Annotated in this window: 13 protein-coding genes; 6 read left to right on the top strand and 7 right to left on the bottom strand. The window is 70.3% G+C overall.

Going from position 1 to position 13,300, the window contains the following annotated elements:
* A partial coding sequence (locus HOQ08_RS02430) for a LysE family transporter (protein ID WP_291191094.1) occupies window positions 1-558 on the bottom strand: 558 nt, incomplete at its 3' end.
* Window positions 559-655: 97 nt separating this feature from the next.
* Here HOQ08_RS02430 and HOQ08_RS02435 point away from each other — a divergent pair.
* Window positions 656-1,546 carry a LysR substrate-binding domain-containing protein gene (locus HOQ08_RS02435; RefSeq protein ID WP_291191096.1) on the top strand — a complete coding sequence of 297 codons (891 nt, stop codon included), beginning with the start codon at window positions 656-658 and terminating at the stop codon, window positions 1,544-1,546.
* Between the two features lie 2 nt (window positions 1,547-1,548).
* Here the strand turns inward: HOQ08_RS02435 and HOQ08_RS02440 are convergent, their stop codons facing one another.
* The 4 genes from HOQ08_RS02440 to HOQ08_RS02455 form a co-directional block, all read right to left on the bottom strand.
* Window positions 1,549-2,853 (bottom strand): amino acid permease, encoded by a 1,305-nt coding sequence (locus HOQ08_RS02440; RefSeq protein ID WP_291191101.1) that lies wholly within the window; start codon window positions 2,851-2,853, stop codon window positions 1,549-1,551.
* Window positions 2,850-3,944, bottom strand: coding sequence for an aromatic ring-hydroxylating dioxygenase subunit alpha (locus tag HOQ08_RS02445; protein WP_291191104.1), 1,095 nt, complete (start codon window positions 3,942-3,944; stop codon window positions 2,850-2,852). The genes HOQ08_RS02440 and HOQ08_RS02445 overlap by 4 nt, the downstream gene beginning before the upstream one ends.
* An 83-nt stretch (window positions 3,945-4,027) precedes the next feature.
* Window positions 4,028-5,521, bottom strand: a complete 1,494-nt coding sequence (locus tag HOQ08_RS02450; protein ID WP_291191107.1) for a peptidase S10 — start codon at window positions 5,519-5,521, stop codon at window positions 4,028-4,030.
* Window positions 5,522-5,612: 91 nt separating this feature from the next.
* Window positions 5,613-7,487, bottom strand: coding sequence for a 3'-5' exonuclease (locus HOQ08_RS02455; RefSeq protein ID WP_291191110.1), 1,875 nt, complete (start codon window positions 7,485-7,487; stop codon window positions 5,613-5,615).
* 160 nt (window positions 7,488-7,647) lie between these two features.
* Between HOQ08_RS02455 and HOQ08_RS02460 the strand changes: the two genes are divergently transcribed.
* Window positions 7,648-8,841 (top strand): GGDEF domain-containing protein, encoded by a 1,194-nt coding sequence (locus tag HOQ08_RS02460; RefSeq protein WP_291191113.1) that lies wholly within the window; start codon window positions 7,648-7,650, stop codon window positions 8,839-8,841.
* Window positions 8,842-8,861: 20 nt separating this feature from the next.
* On the opposite strand, the gene HOQ08_RS02465 is transcribed toward HOQ08_RS02460, so the two are convergent.
* Window positions 8,862-9,293: an OsmC family protein gene (locus HOQ08_RS02465; RefSeq protein ID WP_343203805.1), complete on the bottom strand. Its 432-nt coding sequence runs from the start codon at window positions 9,291-9,293 to the stop codon at window positions 8,862-8,864.
* A 131-nt stretch (window positions 9,294-9,424) separates the two neighbouring features.
* On the opposite strand from HOQ08_RS02465, the gene HOQ08_RS02470 reads away from it, so the two are divergent.
* Together HOQ08_RS02470 and HOQ08_RS02475 are read left to right on the top strand one after the other, a co-directional pair.
* Entirely contained in the window at window positions 9,425-9,700 is a 276-nt protein-coding gene (locus HOQ08_RS02470) for a GNAT family N-acetyltransferase (protein WP_291191119.1), read from the top strand.
* Between the two features lie 73 nt (window positions 9,701-9,773).
* Entirely contained in the window at window positions 9,774-10,466 is a 693-nt protein-coding gene (locus tag HOQ08_RS02475; RefSeq protein ID WP_291191121.1) for a DUF1345 domain-containing protein, read from the top strand.
* Window positions 10,467-10,479: 13 nt separating this feature from the next.
* On the opposite strand, the gene HOQ08_RS02480 is transcribed toward HOQ08_RS02475, so the two are convergent.
* The gene (locus HOQ08_RS02480) at window positions 10,480-10,962 is read right to left on the bottom strand and encodes a YajQ family cyclic di-GMP-binding protein (protein ID WP_291191124.1); all 483 of its coding nucleotides are present in this window, start codon (window positions 10,960-10,962) and stop codon (window positions 10,480-10,482) included.
* Window positions 10,963-11,038: 76 nt separating this feature from the next.
* Here HOQ08_RS02480 and HOQ08_RS02485 point away from each other — a divergent pair, with 76 nt between their 5' ends.
* Together HOQ08_RS02485 and HOQ08_RS02490 are read left to right on the top strand one after the other, a co-directional pair.
* Window positions 11,039-12,214 carry an NAD(P)/FAD-dependent oxidoreductase gene (locus HOQ08_RS02485; protein ID WP_291191126.1) on the top strand — a complete coding sequence of 392 codons (1,176 nt, stop codon included), beginning with the start codon at window positions 11,039-11,041 and terminating at the stop codon, window positions 12,212-12,214.
* A gap of 117 nt (window positions 12,215-12,331) precedes the next feature.
* Window positions 12,332-13,207 carry an NAD(P)-dependent oxidoreductase gene (locus tag HOQ08_RS02490; RefSeq protein WP_291191129.1) on the top strand — a complete coding sequence of 292 codons (876 nt, stop codon included), beginning with the start codon at window positions 12,332-12,334 and terminating at the stop codon, window positions 13,205-13,207.
* Window positions 13,208-13,300: the final 93 nt, after the last annotated feature.

Here is a 13,300-nt window from a genome sequence, read left to right on the forward strand (position 1 = left end):
CAGCAGCACGCCCATGGCGGCGTCGGCGCGTCGTCGAAAGCGCGGGCGGGCCAGGCGCGCGGCCAGCAGCCGGCCGCCTGCGGCCCACAGCAGCAGGCAGGCGAGCGGGATGAAGGCGAACAGCAGGGCCAGCGGCAGGTAGTCGGCCATGCGCGCGGCGGGCCAGGCGGCGACCACCGTCAGCACCATCGCCCAGCCCTTGGGGTTGAGGAACTGGAAGCCGAACAGCCCCAGCATGCCGGTGGGCAGGGCGGCTCCGATGCGGCTCGTCGCGCCGCGCGTCCCGGCCTGCAGCAGGCGCAAGCCGAGCCAGCCCATATAGAGCCCGCCGGCGACGCCAAGGGCGGTGCGCAAGCCGGCATGGCGGGTCAGTAGGCCGCCCGTGCCCGTCGCGACCGCGGCGAGCAGCGTCAGCCCGCCGAGCACGATCCCGCCGATCGCCGGTGCCGCAGCGCGCATGCCGCCGCGTCCGGCCTCGTGCAGGACCACCAGGTTGTTCGGCCCCGGGGTGGCGGCCGCGGCGAACAGCAGCCCGGCGATGGCGAGCAGATCGTGCATGGCATCCTCGATGCGATCGCTGCGCTACGGCAGCAATCGCAGGATCGCCTCAATCCATGGTCGGGAGCTGCACGCCTTATGGTCTAGAATTCCGACCATGGATCTGCCGCTCAACGCCCTGCGCGCCTTCGCCCTGGTCTACCGTCACCGCGGCGTGCGCGCGGCCGCGCGCGAGCTGGGCATGGCCCACTCCTCGGTGAGCCGGCACCTGGGCGAGCTGGCGCGCTGGCTGGGCGTGCCGTTGCTGCACGCCGGCGCCGGCCGGGCGGGGTTGGTCTTCACGCCGCAGGGCGAGGCGCTGGGCAAGGCAGTCAACGCGGGACTGCACGAGATCGAGCAGGCGGTGGCGGCGCTGCGCGAGGTGCGGCCGGCGCATGCGGTGGCGCTGTCGACCACGCCCTCCTTCGCCATCCGCTGGCTGCTGCCGCGGTTGCCGGCGTTCGAGAAGGCACACCCGAAGATCGAGCTGTCGGTGCTGGTCGATCAGAAGCTGGAGGCCTTCGACGACGGCCGCGTCGACCTGGCCATCCGCATGGGCCAGGGTCCCTGGCCGAACCTGCACTGCGAAACGCTGATGGACGACGCGCTGTACCCGGTGACGAGCCCGGCCTACTGGCGCGACCACGGCCGCCCGTCCCGACCGGCACAGCTGGCCGGGTTGCGGCTGCTGCACGACCGCGATCCGCAGGCCGCTTGGGATCTCTGGCGCCGCGCGCACGGGCCGGCCGGCCTCGCACTGCAGGGCGGCGCGCGTTATGCGTCCTCGGACCTGGTGCTGCGTGCCGCCGAGCAGGGCCAGGGCGTGGCACTGGCTCGCCACCGGCTCGCCGCCGACGACGTGGCGGCCGGTATCCTGCTGCGCCCTTTCGGTGCGCTGGAGGTACCACTGGGGCCCTCGTACTGGATCGTGCGCCCGACCGCCGCGCGTCCGCGTCCTGCGCTGGCCGCGGTCATCGACTGGCTGAGCTGGCAGGCGGCCGGTCGATAACCCTACGACCCGCTTCTTGCGCTAGCTGACGGAGTGCGCAGGCGCTGCCAGGCCAGTATGGGCAGGCCCAGCAGTACCAGCACGCCAGCCCACAGCAGCGATTCCCCGCCGGTGCCGACCAGCGCCCAGAAGGCGTATGCCAATGCGCCGGCAGCGAGCAGCCGGCGCCAGGCGCGGGCATGGGGCTCGGTGCGCCACCAGGCCAGCACGCTCACCACGTAGGGCAGCAGCGTGGTGGCGGTCGAGAGCAGGATCGAGAAGGTGAACAGCGCGACCAGCGTGCGGCTGTAGTTGGCCACGATCAGCGCGCTGGCCAGGCCGCTGCTCAGCAGCAGCCCGAAGGCCGGCGTGCCGCGGGCGTCCAGCCGCGCGAAGCGTGCCGGGAACAGGCCGTCCTGCGCCGCCGCCAGCGGCGTCTGCGCCTGCAGCAGCACCCAGCCGTTGAGCGCGCCGAAGCAGGAGATGGTCGCCACCACCGCCAACCCGAGGCCGGCCACCGGCCCCCACACGTGGGCGGCCGCGGCGACCATCGGGGCGGCCGAGCCATGCAACTCCTGCGGCGGCAGCAGGCCGATCACCACGGTGCAGGCGAGCATCGTGGCCAGGCCGGCGACCAGCATGCCGATCACGGTGGCGCGGGGCACCGTGCGTTCCGGGTCGCGCACTACGCCGGTCGGCACGGTGGCCGCCTCGAAGCCGAGCATCGCCCACAGCGTGAGCGCGGCCACCGAGGTGGCGACGCCGAACAGCGGCAGCCCGCTGGGATTGAACGGTCGGTAGGCGCCGGCGTGCACCCAGCCCAGGCCGAGCAGGCCGAACAGCACCAGCGGCACCAGCTTGAGCAGGGTGGTCAGCATCTGCACGCGCGCGGCCTCGCGCACGCCGGCCAGGTTCACCGCCGTGCAGATCCACAGGGCGCCCAGCGCGCAGGCGGCCGAGCGCAGCGGCGTGGCGGTGGCTTCCGGCCATACGGCGCCGAGGCTGCCGGCGAAGGCTACCGCGATGGCCGCATTGGCGCTCCAGGTGCACACCCAGTAGCTCCACGCCACCACGAAGCCGACGCTGTCGCCGAAAGCGCGGCGCGCGTAGCCGTAGGCGCCGCCGTGGTTGCGGATCGCGCGCGCGAGCCATGCGTACACCGTCGCCAGCAGCAGCGCGCCGGCCAGGGTCAGCGCCCAGCCGAGCAGGCTGGCCGCGCCGTAGGGTGCCAGCGCCGCCGGCAGCAGGAACACGCCCGAGCCGATCATGTTGCCGACTACCAGCGCGATCAGCGCAGCCTGGCCCAGCGGTCGGGCGGACGCGGTCATGCGTGCTCGCGGTAGGCGCGGCGCAGCAACTCGTGGAAGTGGTGGACCGCGTTCTCGCGCAGGGGATTCAGGCGGCCGCTCTCGTAGGAACCGGAGGCAAGCCCGCGCTGCACGTCCTCGCAGATGGTCACGTCCTCGTCCTGCACCTCGTCGCTGAAGGCGACGTCGCGCTCGCGGCGGGCGCGCGCCTCCGGATTCGCGTCGGGCCCGCCTTCGACAGGTGCGTAGTAGAAGTCGAACTCCACGCGGCATCGATCCGTGCCGAGCGGCAGCACGCGATTGGTCTGCAGCCGCCCGGGCAGGATGTTGAGCATGGTGTTCGGGTAGAGGAAGTAATACAGCGCCTCGCCGCTGCCGTAGAGATCCGCGCCGCTCTCCAGCGGGCTGTACTGGTAGGAATACCAGCGCGCCGTCTCGGTGACGTAGCTGCGGTAGTCCAGCACGCTGTTCAGGCCCGGATGGATGTGCGGCACGTGGTAGCCCTCCAGGTAGTTGTCCACGTATACCTTCCAGTTGCAGGCCACGTCCCAGCTCGCGCGGTGGTGGAACTCGAAGCCGGCGAGCGAGCGGCCTTCGCCCAGCCGGGCGTCGATGCCTTCGACGAATTCGCCGAACGGCGGCGCCTCGCCGATGGCGACGAAGACCAGCCCCTGCCACACCTGCACGCGAACCTCCGGCAGGCGGATCTTCGACGGATCGAAGTCCGGCGCACGGCCCATCTCCGGTGCACCGCGCAGCACGCCGTCCAGGCCGTAGGTCCAGCCGTGGTAGCGGCAGCGCAACGCGGTCGCGCCCTTGCCGTCGCAGCTGGCGACCGGGCCGGCGCGGTGCCGGCAGACGTTGTGGAAGGCACGGATGGTCGCCGCATCGCTGCGCACCACCACCAGCGGCAGGCCGGCGATGGTGACTACCAGGTGGTCGCCCACGCCGGCGAGCTGAGACTGGTGGCAGACCAGTTGCCAGCTCTTCGCGAACACCGCCGCGGCATCGAGGGCCGGCATGCGAGGGTCGGTGTAGCAGCGGGCGGCGAGCGCCCGCGCATGGTCGAGGGGCTGCGCGGCGAGGACATCGGGCGTGAACAGGTCGAGCATGGCGGGCACCTGCAGGAAGAAAGGAACGTCAGCGAATCCAGGCGTTACCGACGCCAGGATCGCGTCCACTCATCCAACCTACCTCACTTCGCGTCGTAAAGCGCCTTGACGTCCTTCAGCAGCGCCGCCTGGCTGTCCGGGCGGGCGTAGAACATGTGGCCGCCGGGATAGTTCTTGACCTGCACGCGGGTCGGGTCGCCCATCGGCGGCATCTGGTCGACGATCAGCACCGACGCCATGAACGGGCAGGACAGGTCGTCCCAGCCGTGCGCGATCAGCACGCGCAGGCCCGGGTCGTTGGCCACCGACTCCCGCAGCTGCGACACCGAACCCTGGTTGGCGTCCTCGTCCTGGTGCCACAGCTTGTTCACCTCGTAGCTGAGCGCGTTGTAGCGGCCGTCGTATTTCCAGCCGACGGTGCGGGTGACGAAGTCGACCATCGCGGTGGTGGTCGGCGCGATGATGCCGTTGAGGATCGGATCGCCGGTGCGCTGGCGCGGCGCGTACGGGAACGGGTCCCACGCCGTGACATTGGAGTCGTAGCGGCTGCCCAGCTTGCCCTCGGCGCGGTAGACCTCGCGCAGGTAGGCCTGGGTTTCCAGGCGTCCTCCGGAACGGCGCACGAACAGGGGATCCAGGCCGGTCAGCTCGGTGACCTTCTTGATGACCCGCTCGGTGGCCTGCGGGTCGGAGCGCCCGCGCATCAGGTCGGTGGCGTACTCGCCGCGGGTGTACTCGACGACCTGCGCCATCGCCTCGGGCGTGAGCTTGTGCTCGCGCTCCAGGTGCGCGGCGGCGATCGAGGGCAGGGTCAGCATCCACGGCAGCGGCGAGACGTTCTCGTCGTCGGAGGCTGCCGGGTCGAGGTAGGGCGAGACCAGCACCACGCCCTTCATCGCCACGCCGAGCCGGGTCTGCAGGTAGTCGGTGATGCGCGGGCCGCGGAAACCGCCGTAGCTCTCGCCGACCAGGTACTTGGGCGACTGCATGCGGTGGTTGGTGACCAGCCAGTCGTAGACGATGCGCGAGAGGTACTTGATGTCGTTGTCGGTGCTGTAGAAGAGCTCGGTGGCCTTCTTGTCGTCCACCAGGGCGCGGCTGAAGCCGGTGCCGACCGGGTCGATGAACACCAGGTCGGTGAATGGCAGCCAGCTGCCGGGGTTGTCGTGCAGGGTGGCGGGGTCGGAAGGGTTGTTGCCCTCGACGCCGAAGTTCACCCGCTTCGGGCCGATCGCGCCCAGATTCAGGTAGACCGAGGAGGCGCCCGGGCCGCCGTTGAGGGCGAAGGTTACCGGGCGATCATTGCCCTCCATGGTGTAGGCGGTGAACACCACCTCGGCGACGGTGTTGCCCTTCTCGTCGCGCACCGGCAGCGAGCCGACGGTGACGGTGTACCTGAGCGTGCGGCCGTCGATCTGCGCGCTCTGCTGCACGCGCGCATCGGCGGGGAAGGGCGGCAGGTGGTAGTCGCCGTGGCCGGCGTCAGCGCTCTTGTGGTCCTCGGCCGCGAGCGCGGGTAGGACGGAAGCGGCCAGCAGCGAGGCTGCCAGCAGGGTGGCTTGCAGGGTCTTGCGCACGATGGGTGTTCCCCTGGGACGAAAGACCCAGCCTAGCCGGCGCCGACCGGACGCAACTGTGCCCAAAGGCATGGAGCCGGCAGCCGGGTGGTCAGGCAGGCAGCGCGACGAGCTGGCCCTGCACCTGGTTGATCGAATCGCGGATGCGCTTGCTGAACACCGAATCGTCGTGGTGGATCAGCACCAGCCGTTCGGTGGCGCGGGTCATCGCCACGTAGAGCAGGCGCGCTTCCTCGGCCTCGTCCTTGCCCTCCTTGGGCAGCGAGCCCAGGCCGGGAATGATCACGAACGGGAACTCCAGCCCCTTGCTCGAATGCATGGTGACCAGCTTGACCGTGTCGCCGACGGCGAACAGCGCGCCCTTGCCGCGGCCCTCGGCCAGCCGGCTTGGGATGCCTTCGCGCTCCAGCGCCTCGTGCAGCTTCTCGCCTTCCCACTGGTTGCGGAAGATCACCGCCATGTCCGACCAGGGGCGGCCGTGCGCATGCTCGTCGCGCAGCTGGGCGATCAGCACGGTCAGCTGCGCGGGGGCGGTCTCCACGCGGATCAGCTCCGGCACCGCGCCGCGGCGGCCGGCACTTTCGGGGGCGATCAGCGGCACGCCGTCGTCATCGTCGGCGCGGGCGGCCAGCAGCTCGTGGGCAAAGCCGCGTGCCACGGCGAGGATCTCCAGCGTGTTGCGGTAGTTGAGCTTGAGGATGGTGGTGCGGCCCTGCGCCTGGACGCCTAAGCTCTTCCAGCTGACCTTGCGCCGGTCGGCCTGGCCGTAGATGTTCTGCGCGTCGTCGTAGAGCACCAGCAGCGAATTGGTCGCCGGGTCGATCATCTGCACGATCAGCTTGTACCAGTCCGGCTCGAAGTCGTGGCCTTCGTCGACGAGCACCGCGCCGTACTGGAAGCGCGGGATCCGGCCGCGATCGACGCCATCGATCACGCGCTCGACCATCTGCTCGAAGAAGCTGTCCGCGCCCTTCGGCGGCAACTCCACGTGGTAGGCCGTGAGCATCTTGTGGCACCACTTGTGGAAGTTGTAGACCTGCACTTTCTCGGCCAGGCCGCGCTCGCCGACCAGCTGCTCCAGCCGCGCGGCAAGGGTCTTGTTGTAGCAAAGCACCAGGATCGGCCGCTCCATCGTCCGCGCCAGCTGCATCGCGCGGAAGCCCAGGATCATGGTCTTGCCCGAGCCGGCGACGCCGTGGATGATCCGGTGCTCGTTGCCGAGCGAGCGCGCCAGCTGCTCCTGCTGGGCGTCCATCACCTTGACCAGTTCGGGGATCTCCAGCGGCCGCACCGCCGCGTCGGTCGGGCCGAACAGGCCGAACTGGCCGCTGCCCGGCTCCACCCGCAGCTCGGGGAACAGGTGCCAGCGCACGCGGTCGATCTGCGGCAGCGTCAAGGCCACCGGAAAAACTTGCGGGAACATCGCCCACAGCCGCTCCTGGAAATCCTCCGCCTCCACCGATTCGTAGAACTCGTCGCGGCAGATCGCCAGGTGCGGCGGGATCACCGCATCCAGCCCGCCTTCCTCGAACTGCTTGCGGCTGATGTTGGCCAGCACCACGCCCCAGGCCCACGGCATGATGATCTTGCCGGCGTGGCGGTGCCCGGCGGGAAAACGCAGGGCCGGATCGCGCTCCAGTACCACGCCGATCTCCAGCGCATAGGCGCGCGCCTGCAGCAGCGGGTGGTTCTCCTTCACCAGCCCGCGCTCGGTGACCAGGGTGAACTGGGTGCTGTCGGCGTGCCGGAGGGTCTCGGCCTTCCAGTCCTTCACCTCCAGCACCAGCAGGCCGCGGCGCGGGTGGAACACCACGAAGTCCGGGCGGCGCTGCTTCAGGCCCACCGGCACGTCGTACCAGAGCAGGTAATCGTCCTCCAGCTTCTGTTCCAGCCGCTCGGAAAGGCGCTTCTCGCCGGCGGTCATGCGCGGCAGGCAGCTGTTGCGGGTCGGGATGAGCGAGGCCATGCGGCATCCAGTGGGCATTTTTGCGTGGAAAGTAACGGACTTGCGCGGCCTGTCAACGCTAAAGTGCAGCCTGCCGACGCCGATAGGACGGCGACGATGGCCCCGCCGCAGCGACCGCGGTGCGGGCCGGTCGCCGCCCCGGGCGCGGGGAGAGCCCAGCATGCCCATGCACATCGAAACCCTTTCGCTGATCACTGCCATCCAGTCGCTGGCATTGGCGGCGATGCTGTGGGCGGGAACCCAGGGGGGCTCCGGCCCGGCGCGCACCAGCCTCAAGCTGCGCGCGGGTGCGCTGGCGGTGGAAGCCGGCGGCTGGAGCATGCTGGCGGCGCAGGCCTGGCTGCATCCGGCGCAGCTGCTGCTGGGCGGCAATGCGCTCAACCTGCTGGCGCACGGCATGGCGGCGGTGGCCTTGTGCATGCTGGTGGGCGCGCCGCTGCGCTGGCGGTCGGCGCTGGCCATCGGCGTGATCGGCTGGCTGGGCGTGGGCTGGTTCGGCGTGGTGCAGCCGGACTATCGCCTGCGCGTGCTGTGGGGGTCGGCCGCGATCCTGGCGTTCATCGGCCTGCGCGTGCAGGCATTGCTGCACGCCCGCCCGCGCAGGATCACGCGGGCACGCGCGGTGCTGCTGGTGATGTACACGCTGTCTTCGCTGCTGCTGGCCTGGCGCAACGGCCAGCTGTGGTTCGACCTCAGTCCGCCGGCGGATATCGTCCAGCCCGATACCGTCAACTACCTCTACGTGCTGTTCTCCGGCATGCAGCCGCTATTCCTCAGCATCGGCTTCCTGCTGCTCTACAGCGAGACGCTGCAGCGCGAGATGCACACGCTGGCGCGCGTCGATTCGCTGACCGGGGTGAAGAACCGCCTGGCGCTGACCGAGACCGCCACCCAGCTGCTGGCCCAGGCCGGCCGCGCCGGGCGTCCGCTGGGCGTGCTGATGCTCGATGCCGATCACTTCAAGAGCGTCAACGACCGCTTCGGCCACGGCGGCGGCGACAAGGTGCTGCTGTCGCTGGTCGCCAGCATCCGCGCCACCCTGCGCGCGGGCAACGTGATCGGCCGCGTGGGCGGCGAGGAGTTCGTGGTGCTGGCGCCCGACACCGGCCTGGAGCAGGCGCTGGTGCTGGCCGAGCGCATCCGCGCCACGGTGGAATCCACGCCGCTGCTGATGGACGGGCACCTGCTGCAGTTGACCGTTTCCATCGGCGCTACCGCAGCCGAGCCCGGCGAGCGCGACGTGCCCGGGCTGTTGCAGCGAGCCGACGCCGCGCTTTACGCCGCCAAGCGCGCCGGCCGCAACCGCGTGATGGCCGCCGACCGTTCGCTGGCCGAAAGGGCGCTGTCGGCCTGAGGTCGCCCGGCCCCGCGCGATCAGCCTTCCAGCGACGCGTCCAGCGAGATCTCGGCCTTCAGTACCTTGGAGACCGGGCAGCCCTGCTTGGTCTCCTGCGCGATGCGCCCGAACGTGCCGGCGTCGGCGCCGGGCACGCGGGCGCGGCAGGTGAGTGCGATCGTGGTGATGGCGAAGCCCTCGCCCTGCTTGTCCAGGGTCACCAGGGCGCGGGTCTCGATCCGTTCGGGCGTCAGCCCGGCGTTGCCCAGGCCGAGCGAGAGCGCCATCGAGAAGCAGCCGGCCAGCGCGGCGCCGATCAGCTCCTCCGGGTTGGTTCCCGGGCCGTCCTCGAAGCGCGACTTGAAGCCGTAAGGTGCTTCGCGCAGCGCCCCGGTTTCGGTGGACATCGTGCCTTGGCCGTCCTTGAGGCCGCCGGTCCAGACGGCGGATGCGGATTTCTTCATGGCGATCTCCCTTGCGGTCGAGTTCGCGAGTGTGGCCGGCCCGCCATGCAGGGCGTGCGAATGCGGTGCGGCATGCGCTTCACGGGCGTTTTTCTCCGCCCGGCCGTATCCTCGCCGTTTGCTTTGGACGAAGGCGCATGAACCTGGACATCCGCCACGACCGCGCCGAAGAGCGGTTCGAGACTCGCGTCGACGGGGCGCTCTGCGTGCTCGACTACCACCTCGCCGGCGGCGTCATGACGATCACCCACACCGGCGTACCGCCGGCGGTGGAAGGCCGCGGCATCGCTTCGGCGCTGACCCAGGCGGCGATGGAAACGGCCCGCGCCGAAGGCCTCAAGGTGGCGCCCGCCTGCTCCTACGCGGCGGCCTGGCTGCGGCGGCACCCGGAATTCGCCGACCTGCGCGCCTGATACCATCGCCGCCGCCCGCGGCGCGAGATCCGGTTCGCCGACGCGGCGGCCCAAGCCTGATGGAGAACGCTCCTTGCCCCGGGATATCGACGACACCCTCGTCCCGCCCCGCCCACGCTGGCGCTGGCGGCCGCTGCACCACCTGCGGGCGCGACCTCGGCTGAGCCTGGCCGGCGCAGTGTTCGTGCTGGCCACCGGGGCGCTGGTGCTGGCCGGGGCATTGCCGCGCAGCGCGGTGCTGCTGGGTTTCGATCTGGGCGCCCTGGTCTACCTGGTGGCGCTCGGCATGCTGTTCGCGCAGGCCACGCCCGAGCACATGCGCAGCCACGTGCGCGCGATGGACACCGGCCGCTGGGGCGTGCTGTGCAGCGCGCTGGTGCTGACCGGCGTGGTGCTGGTGGCGCTGACCAACGAGATGCACGCCAACAAGAGCGGCGGCCTGCCGGCAATCGGCCTGGCCGCGCTCACCCTGGTGCTGTCGTGGCTGTTCATCAACACGATGTTCGCGCAGCACTACGCGCACGGTTATTACGGCGATTTCGGCACCCAGCACCAGGGCCTGGATTTCCCGCAGACCGAGCACCCGGACTACTGGGACTTCATGTACTTCGCGCTGGTGATCGGCATGTGCTTCCAGGTCTCGGACGTGCAGATCACCAGTCGCGCGCTGCGGCGCATGGCCTTGCTGCACAGCGTGATCGCGTTCTTCTTCAACGTGTTCATCATCGCCGCCAGCGTGAACATCGTCGCCGGAATGGGCAGCTGACGCGCCAGCACCTTTAGTCGCGGAAGTTGTCGAACTGCAGCGGCAGCTCCGTCGGCGACTTGCGCAGCACGGCCATCGCCAGCTGCAGATCGTCGCGCTTCTTGCCCGTCACGCGCAGCTTGTCGCCGTTGATCTGCGCCTCGACCTTGAGCTTGGCGGCCTTCAGTTCGGCGATCAGCTTCTTGGCGATAGGCTGCTCGATGCCCTGCTTGACGGTGATCTTCTGCCGCGCGCCGGCCAGGTTCGTTTCCGGCTCGGCCACGTCCAGCGCGCGGATGTCGATCTTGCGGCTGGTCAGGCGGCCGCGCAGGATGTCCAGCATCTGCTGCAGCTGGAAGTCGCTGGGCGCGCGCTGGGTGATCACGTAGCCGTCCAGCTCGTAGGCCGCGTCGGTGCCCTTGAAGTCGAAGCGGTTGGCCAGCTCGCGGTTGGCCTGGTCGACCGCGTTGGTCAGTTCGTGCTTGTCCACTTCGGAAACGACGTCGAAGGAGGGCATGGGTGGGCGCCTGTGGGAACGGAGTGGAAAGTGTAAGCGCTCGGCGATAATGCGCGCCCCATCTGACGGCGGTGCCATGAAAATCGACGTACTCGTCATCGGCGCGGGCGCCGCCGGGCTCATGTGCGCGATCACCGCCGGCCAGCGCGGCCGGCGCGTGCTGGTGCTCGACCACGCCAACAAGCCCGGCAAGAAGATCCTGATGTCCGGCGGCGGGCGCTGCAATTTCACCAACCTGGGCGTGACGCCGGCCAATTACCTGTCGGCCAACCCGCATTTCGCCAAGTCCGCGCTGGCGCGCTACACGCCGGCGGATTTCATCGCGCTGGTGGAGAAGCACCACATCGCCTACCACGAGAAGGAATTGGGCCAGCTGTTCTGCGACGACTCCTCCAAGCAGATCGTGCGCATGCTGCTGGACGAATGCGCGGCGGCCGGCGTGCGGGTGCAGACCGACTGCGCGGTGACACGCGTGCGCCATGGCGAGGCCGGCTTCAGCGTGGCAACCGCCCAGGGCGAGGTGCATGCCCAGGCGCTGGTGGTGGCGAGCGGCGGCCTCTCGATTCCCAGCATGGGCGCGAGCGGCTTCGGCTATGAATTGGCGCGCCAGTTCGGCCACGACGTGCGGTCCACCCGTGCCGGCCTGGTGCCGCTGACCCTGAGCGGCAAGCACCAGGAGCACTACGCGGAGCTGGCGGGCGTGGAGCTTCCGGCCGAGGCGCGCTGCGGCCGGCAGTCCTTCCGCGGCGGCCTGTTGTTCACGCATCGCGGCGTCAGCGGGCCATCGATCCTGCAGATTTCCTCGTACTGGCAACCGGGCGACGACCTGCGGCTGGACCTGCTGCCCGACGGCGACGCCGCCGGCTGGCTGCTGGCGCAGCGCGCCGGGCGTCCGCTGGCGGAACTGAAGACGGTGCTGGCCGACGTGTTGCCCAAGCGGCTGGCCCAGCGATTGTGCGAGCTGGAGTTAAGCAATCGCCCGATGCGCCAGTATCGCGAGGCGGAACTGGCCACCATCGGCGGTCGCCTGCACGACTGGCCGCTCACCGCCAGCGGCACCGAGGGCTACCGCACCGCCGAGATCACGCTCGGTGGCGTAGACACCGATGGGCTGTCCTCCAGCACCATGCAGTCCAAGCGCGTGCCCGGCCTGTACTTCGTCGGCGAGGTGGTCGACGTGACCGGCTGGCTCGGCGGCTACAACTTCCAGTGGGCGTGGGCATCGGGGCATGCGGCAGGCGAGGTGGCGTGACGTAGGGTGGGCTTCAGCCCACCGCTCGGACGCTCGCCCTACGCATCCCGGTTCCACCTTTGCGCCTCCTCAACAAGCCGGGTGTTCCATTACCCGGTCGCTCCAAGGAGAACCGCCATGAACATCGGATTCCTCGGCCTGGGCGCCATGGGCAGCGCGATGGCCAGCAACCTGCTCGCTGCCGGCCACACGCTGACCGTATGGAACCGGTCCGAAGCGGCCACCGAGCCGCTCGCCTCGCTCGGCGCCAAGGTCGCGCGCAGCCCCGGGCGGGCGGTGCAGGGTCAGGTGGTGCACAGCATGCTGGCCAACGACCAGGCGGTGCGCGCGGTGTTTCTCGACAGCGGCCTGCTCGACGAGATGGACCGCGGAACCGTGCACGTCAATCACGCCACGATCTCGGTGGCGCTGGCGCGCGAGCTGGCTGCCGAACACGCGCGACGCGGCCTGGGTTACGTCGCCGCGCCGGTATTCGGCCGGCCCGACATGGCTGCGGCGGCCAAGCTCAACACCGTGGTCGCCGGGCACCCGGCGCAGGTGGAGACGGTGCGCCCGCTGCTGCAGGCGATGGGCAGCCGCATCTGGCCGGTGGGCGATGTGCCCGAGCGCGCCAACGTGGTCAAGCTGGCCGGCAATTTCATGCTCGCCTGCGCCATCGAGAGCATGGCCGAGGCCAGCACGCTGAGCCGCGCGCACGGCGTGGACGCGGCCGATTTCCTCGAGATCATGACCGCCACGCTGTTCGCGGCGCCCGCCTACCAGGGGTACGGCCGGCTGATCGCCGAGCAGCGCTATACGCCCGCGGGCTTCGCCCTGCCGCTGGGCCTGAAGGACGTCAACCTTGCGCTCGCCGCGGGCGAGGCGGCGCGGGTGCCGCTGCCGTTCGCCGGCGTGGTGCGCGACGCGCTGGTCGAGGCGCTGGCCGGCGGCGGCGAGCAGCGCGACTGGGCCGCGCTGGCCCAGGTGGCCGCACGGCGCGCGCACCTCGAATGAGCGTAGCGTGGGCTTCGGTCCATCTTCTTTGATCGAACGGAGCGGCGGGCTGCAGCCGACCCCGTGTCCGCTACGGAACCTTCGGGCGCTGCT

This window comes from Frateuria sp., from assembly GCF_013362045.1.
GTDB lineage: Bacteria > Pseudomonadota > Gammaproteobacteria > Xanthomonadales > Rhodanobacteraceae > Frateuria_A.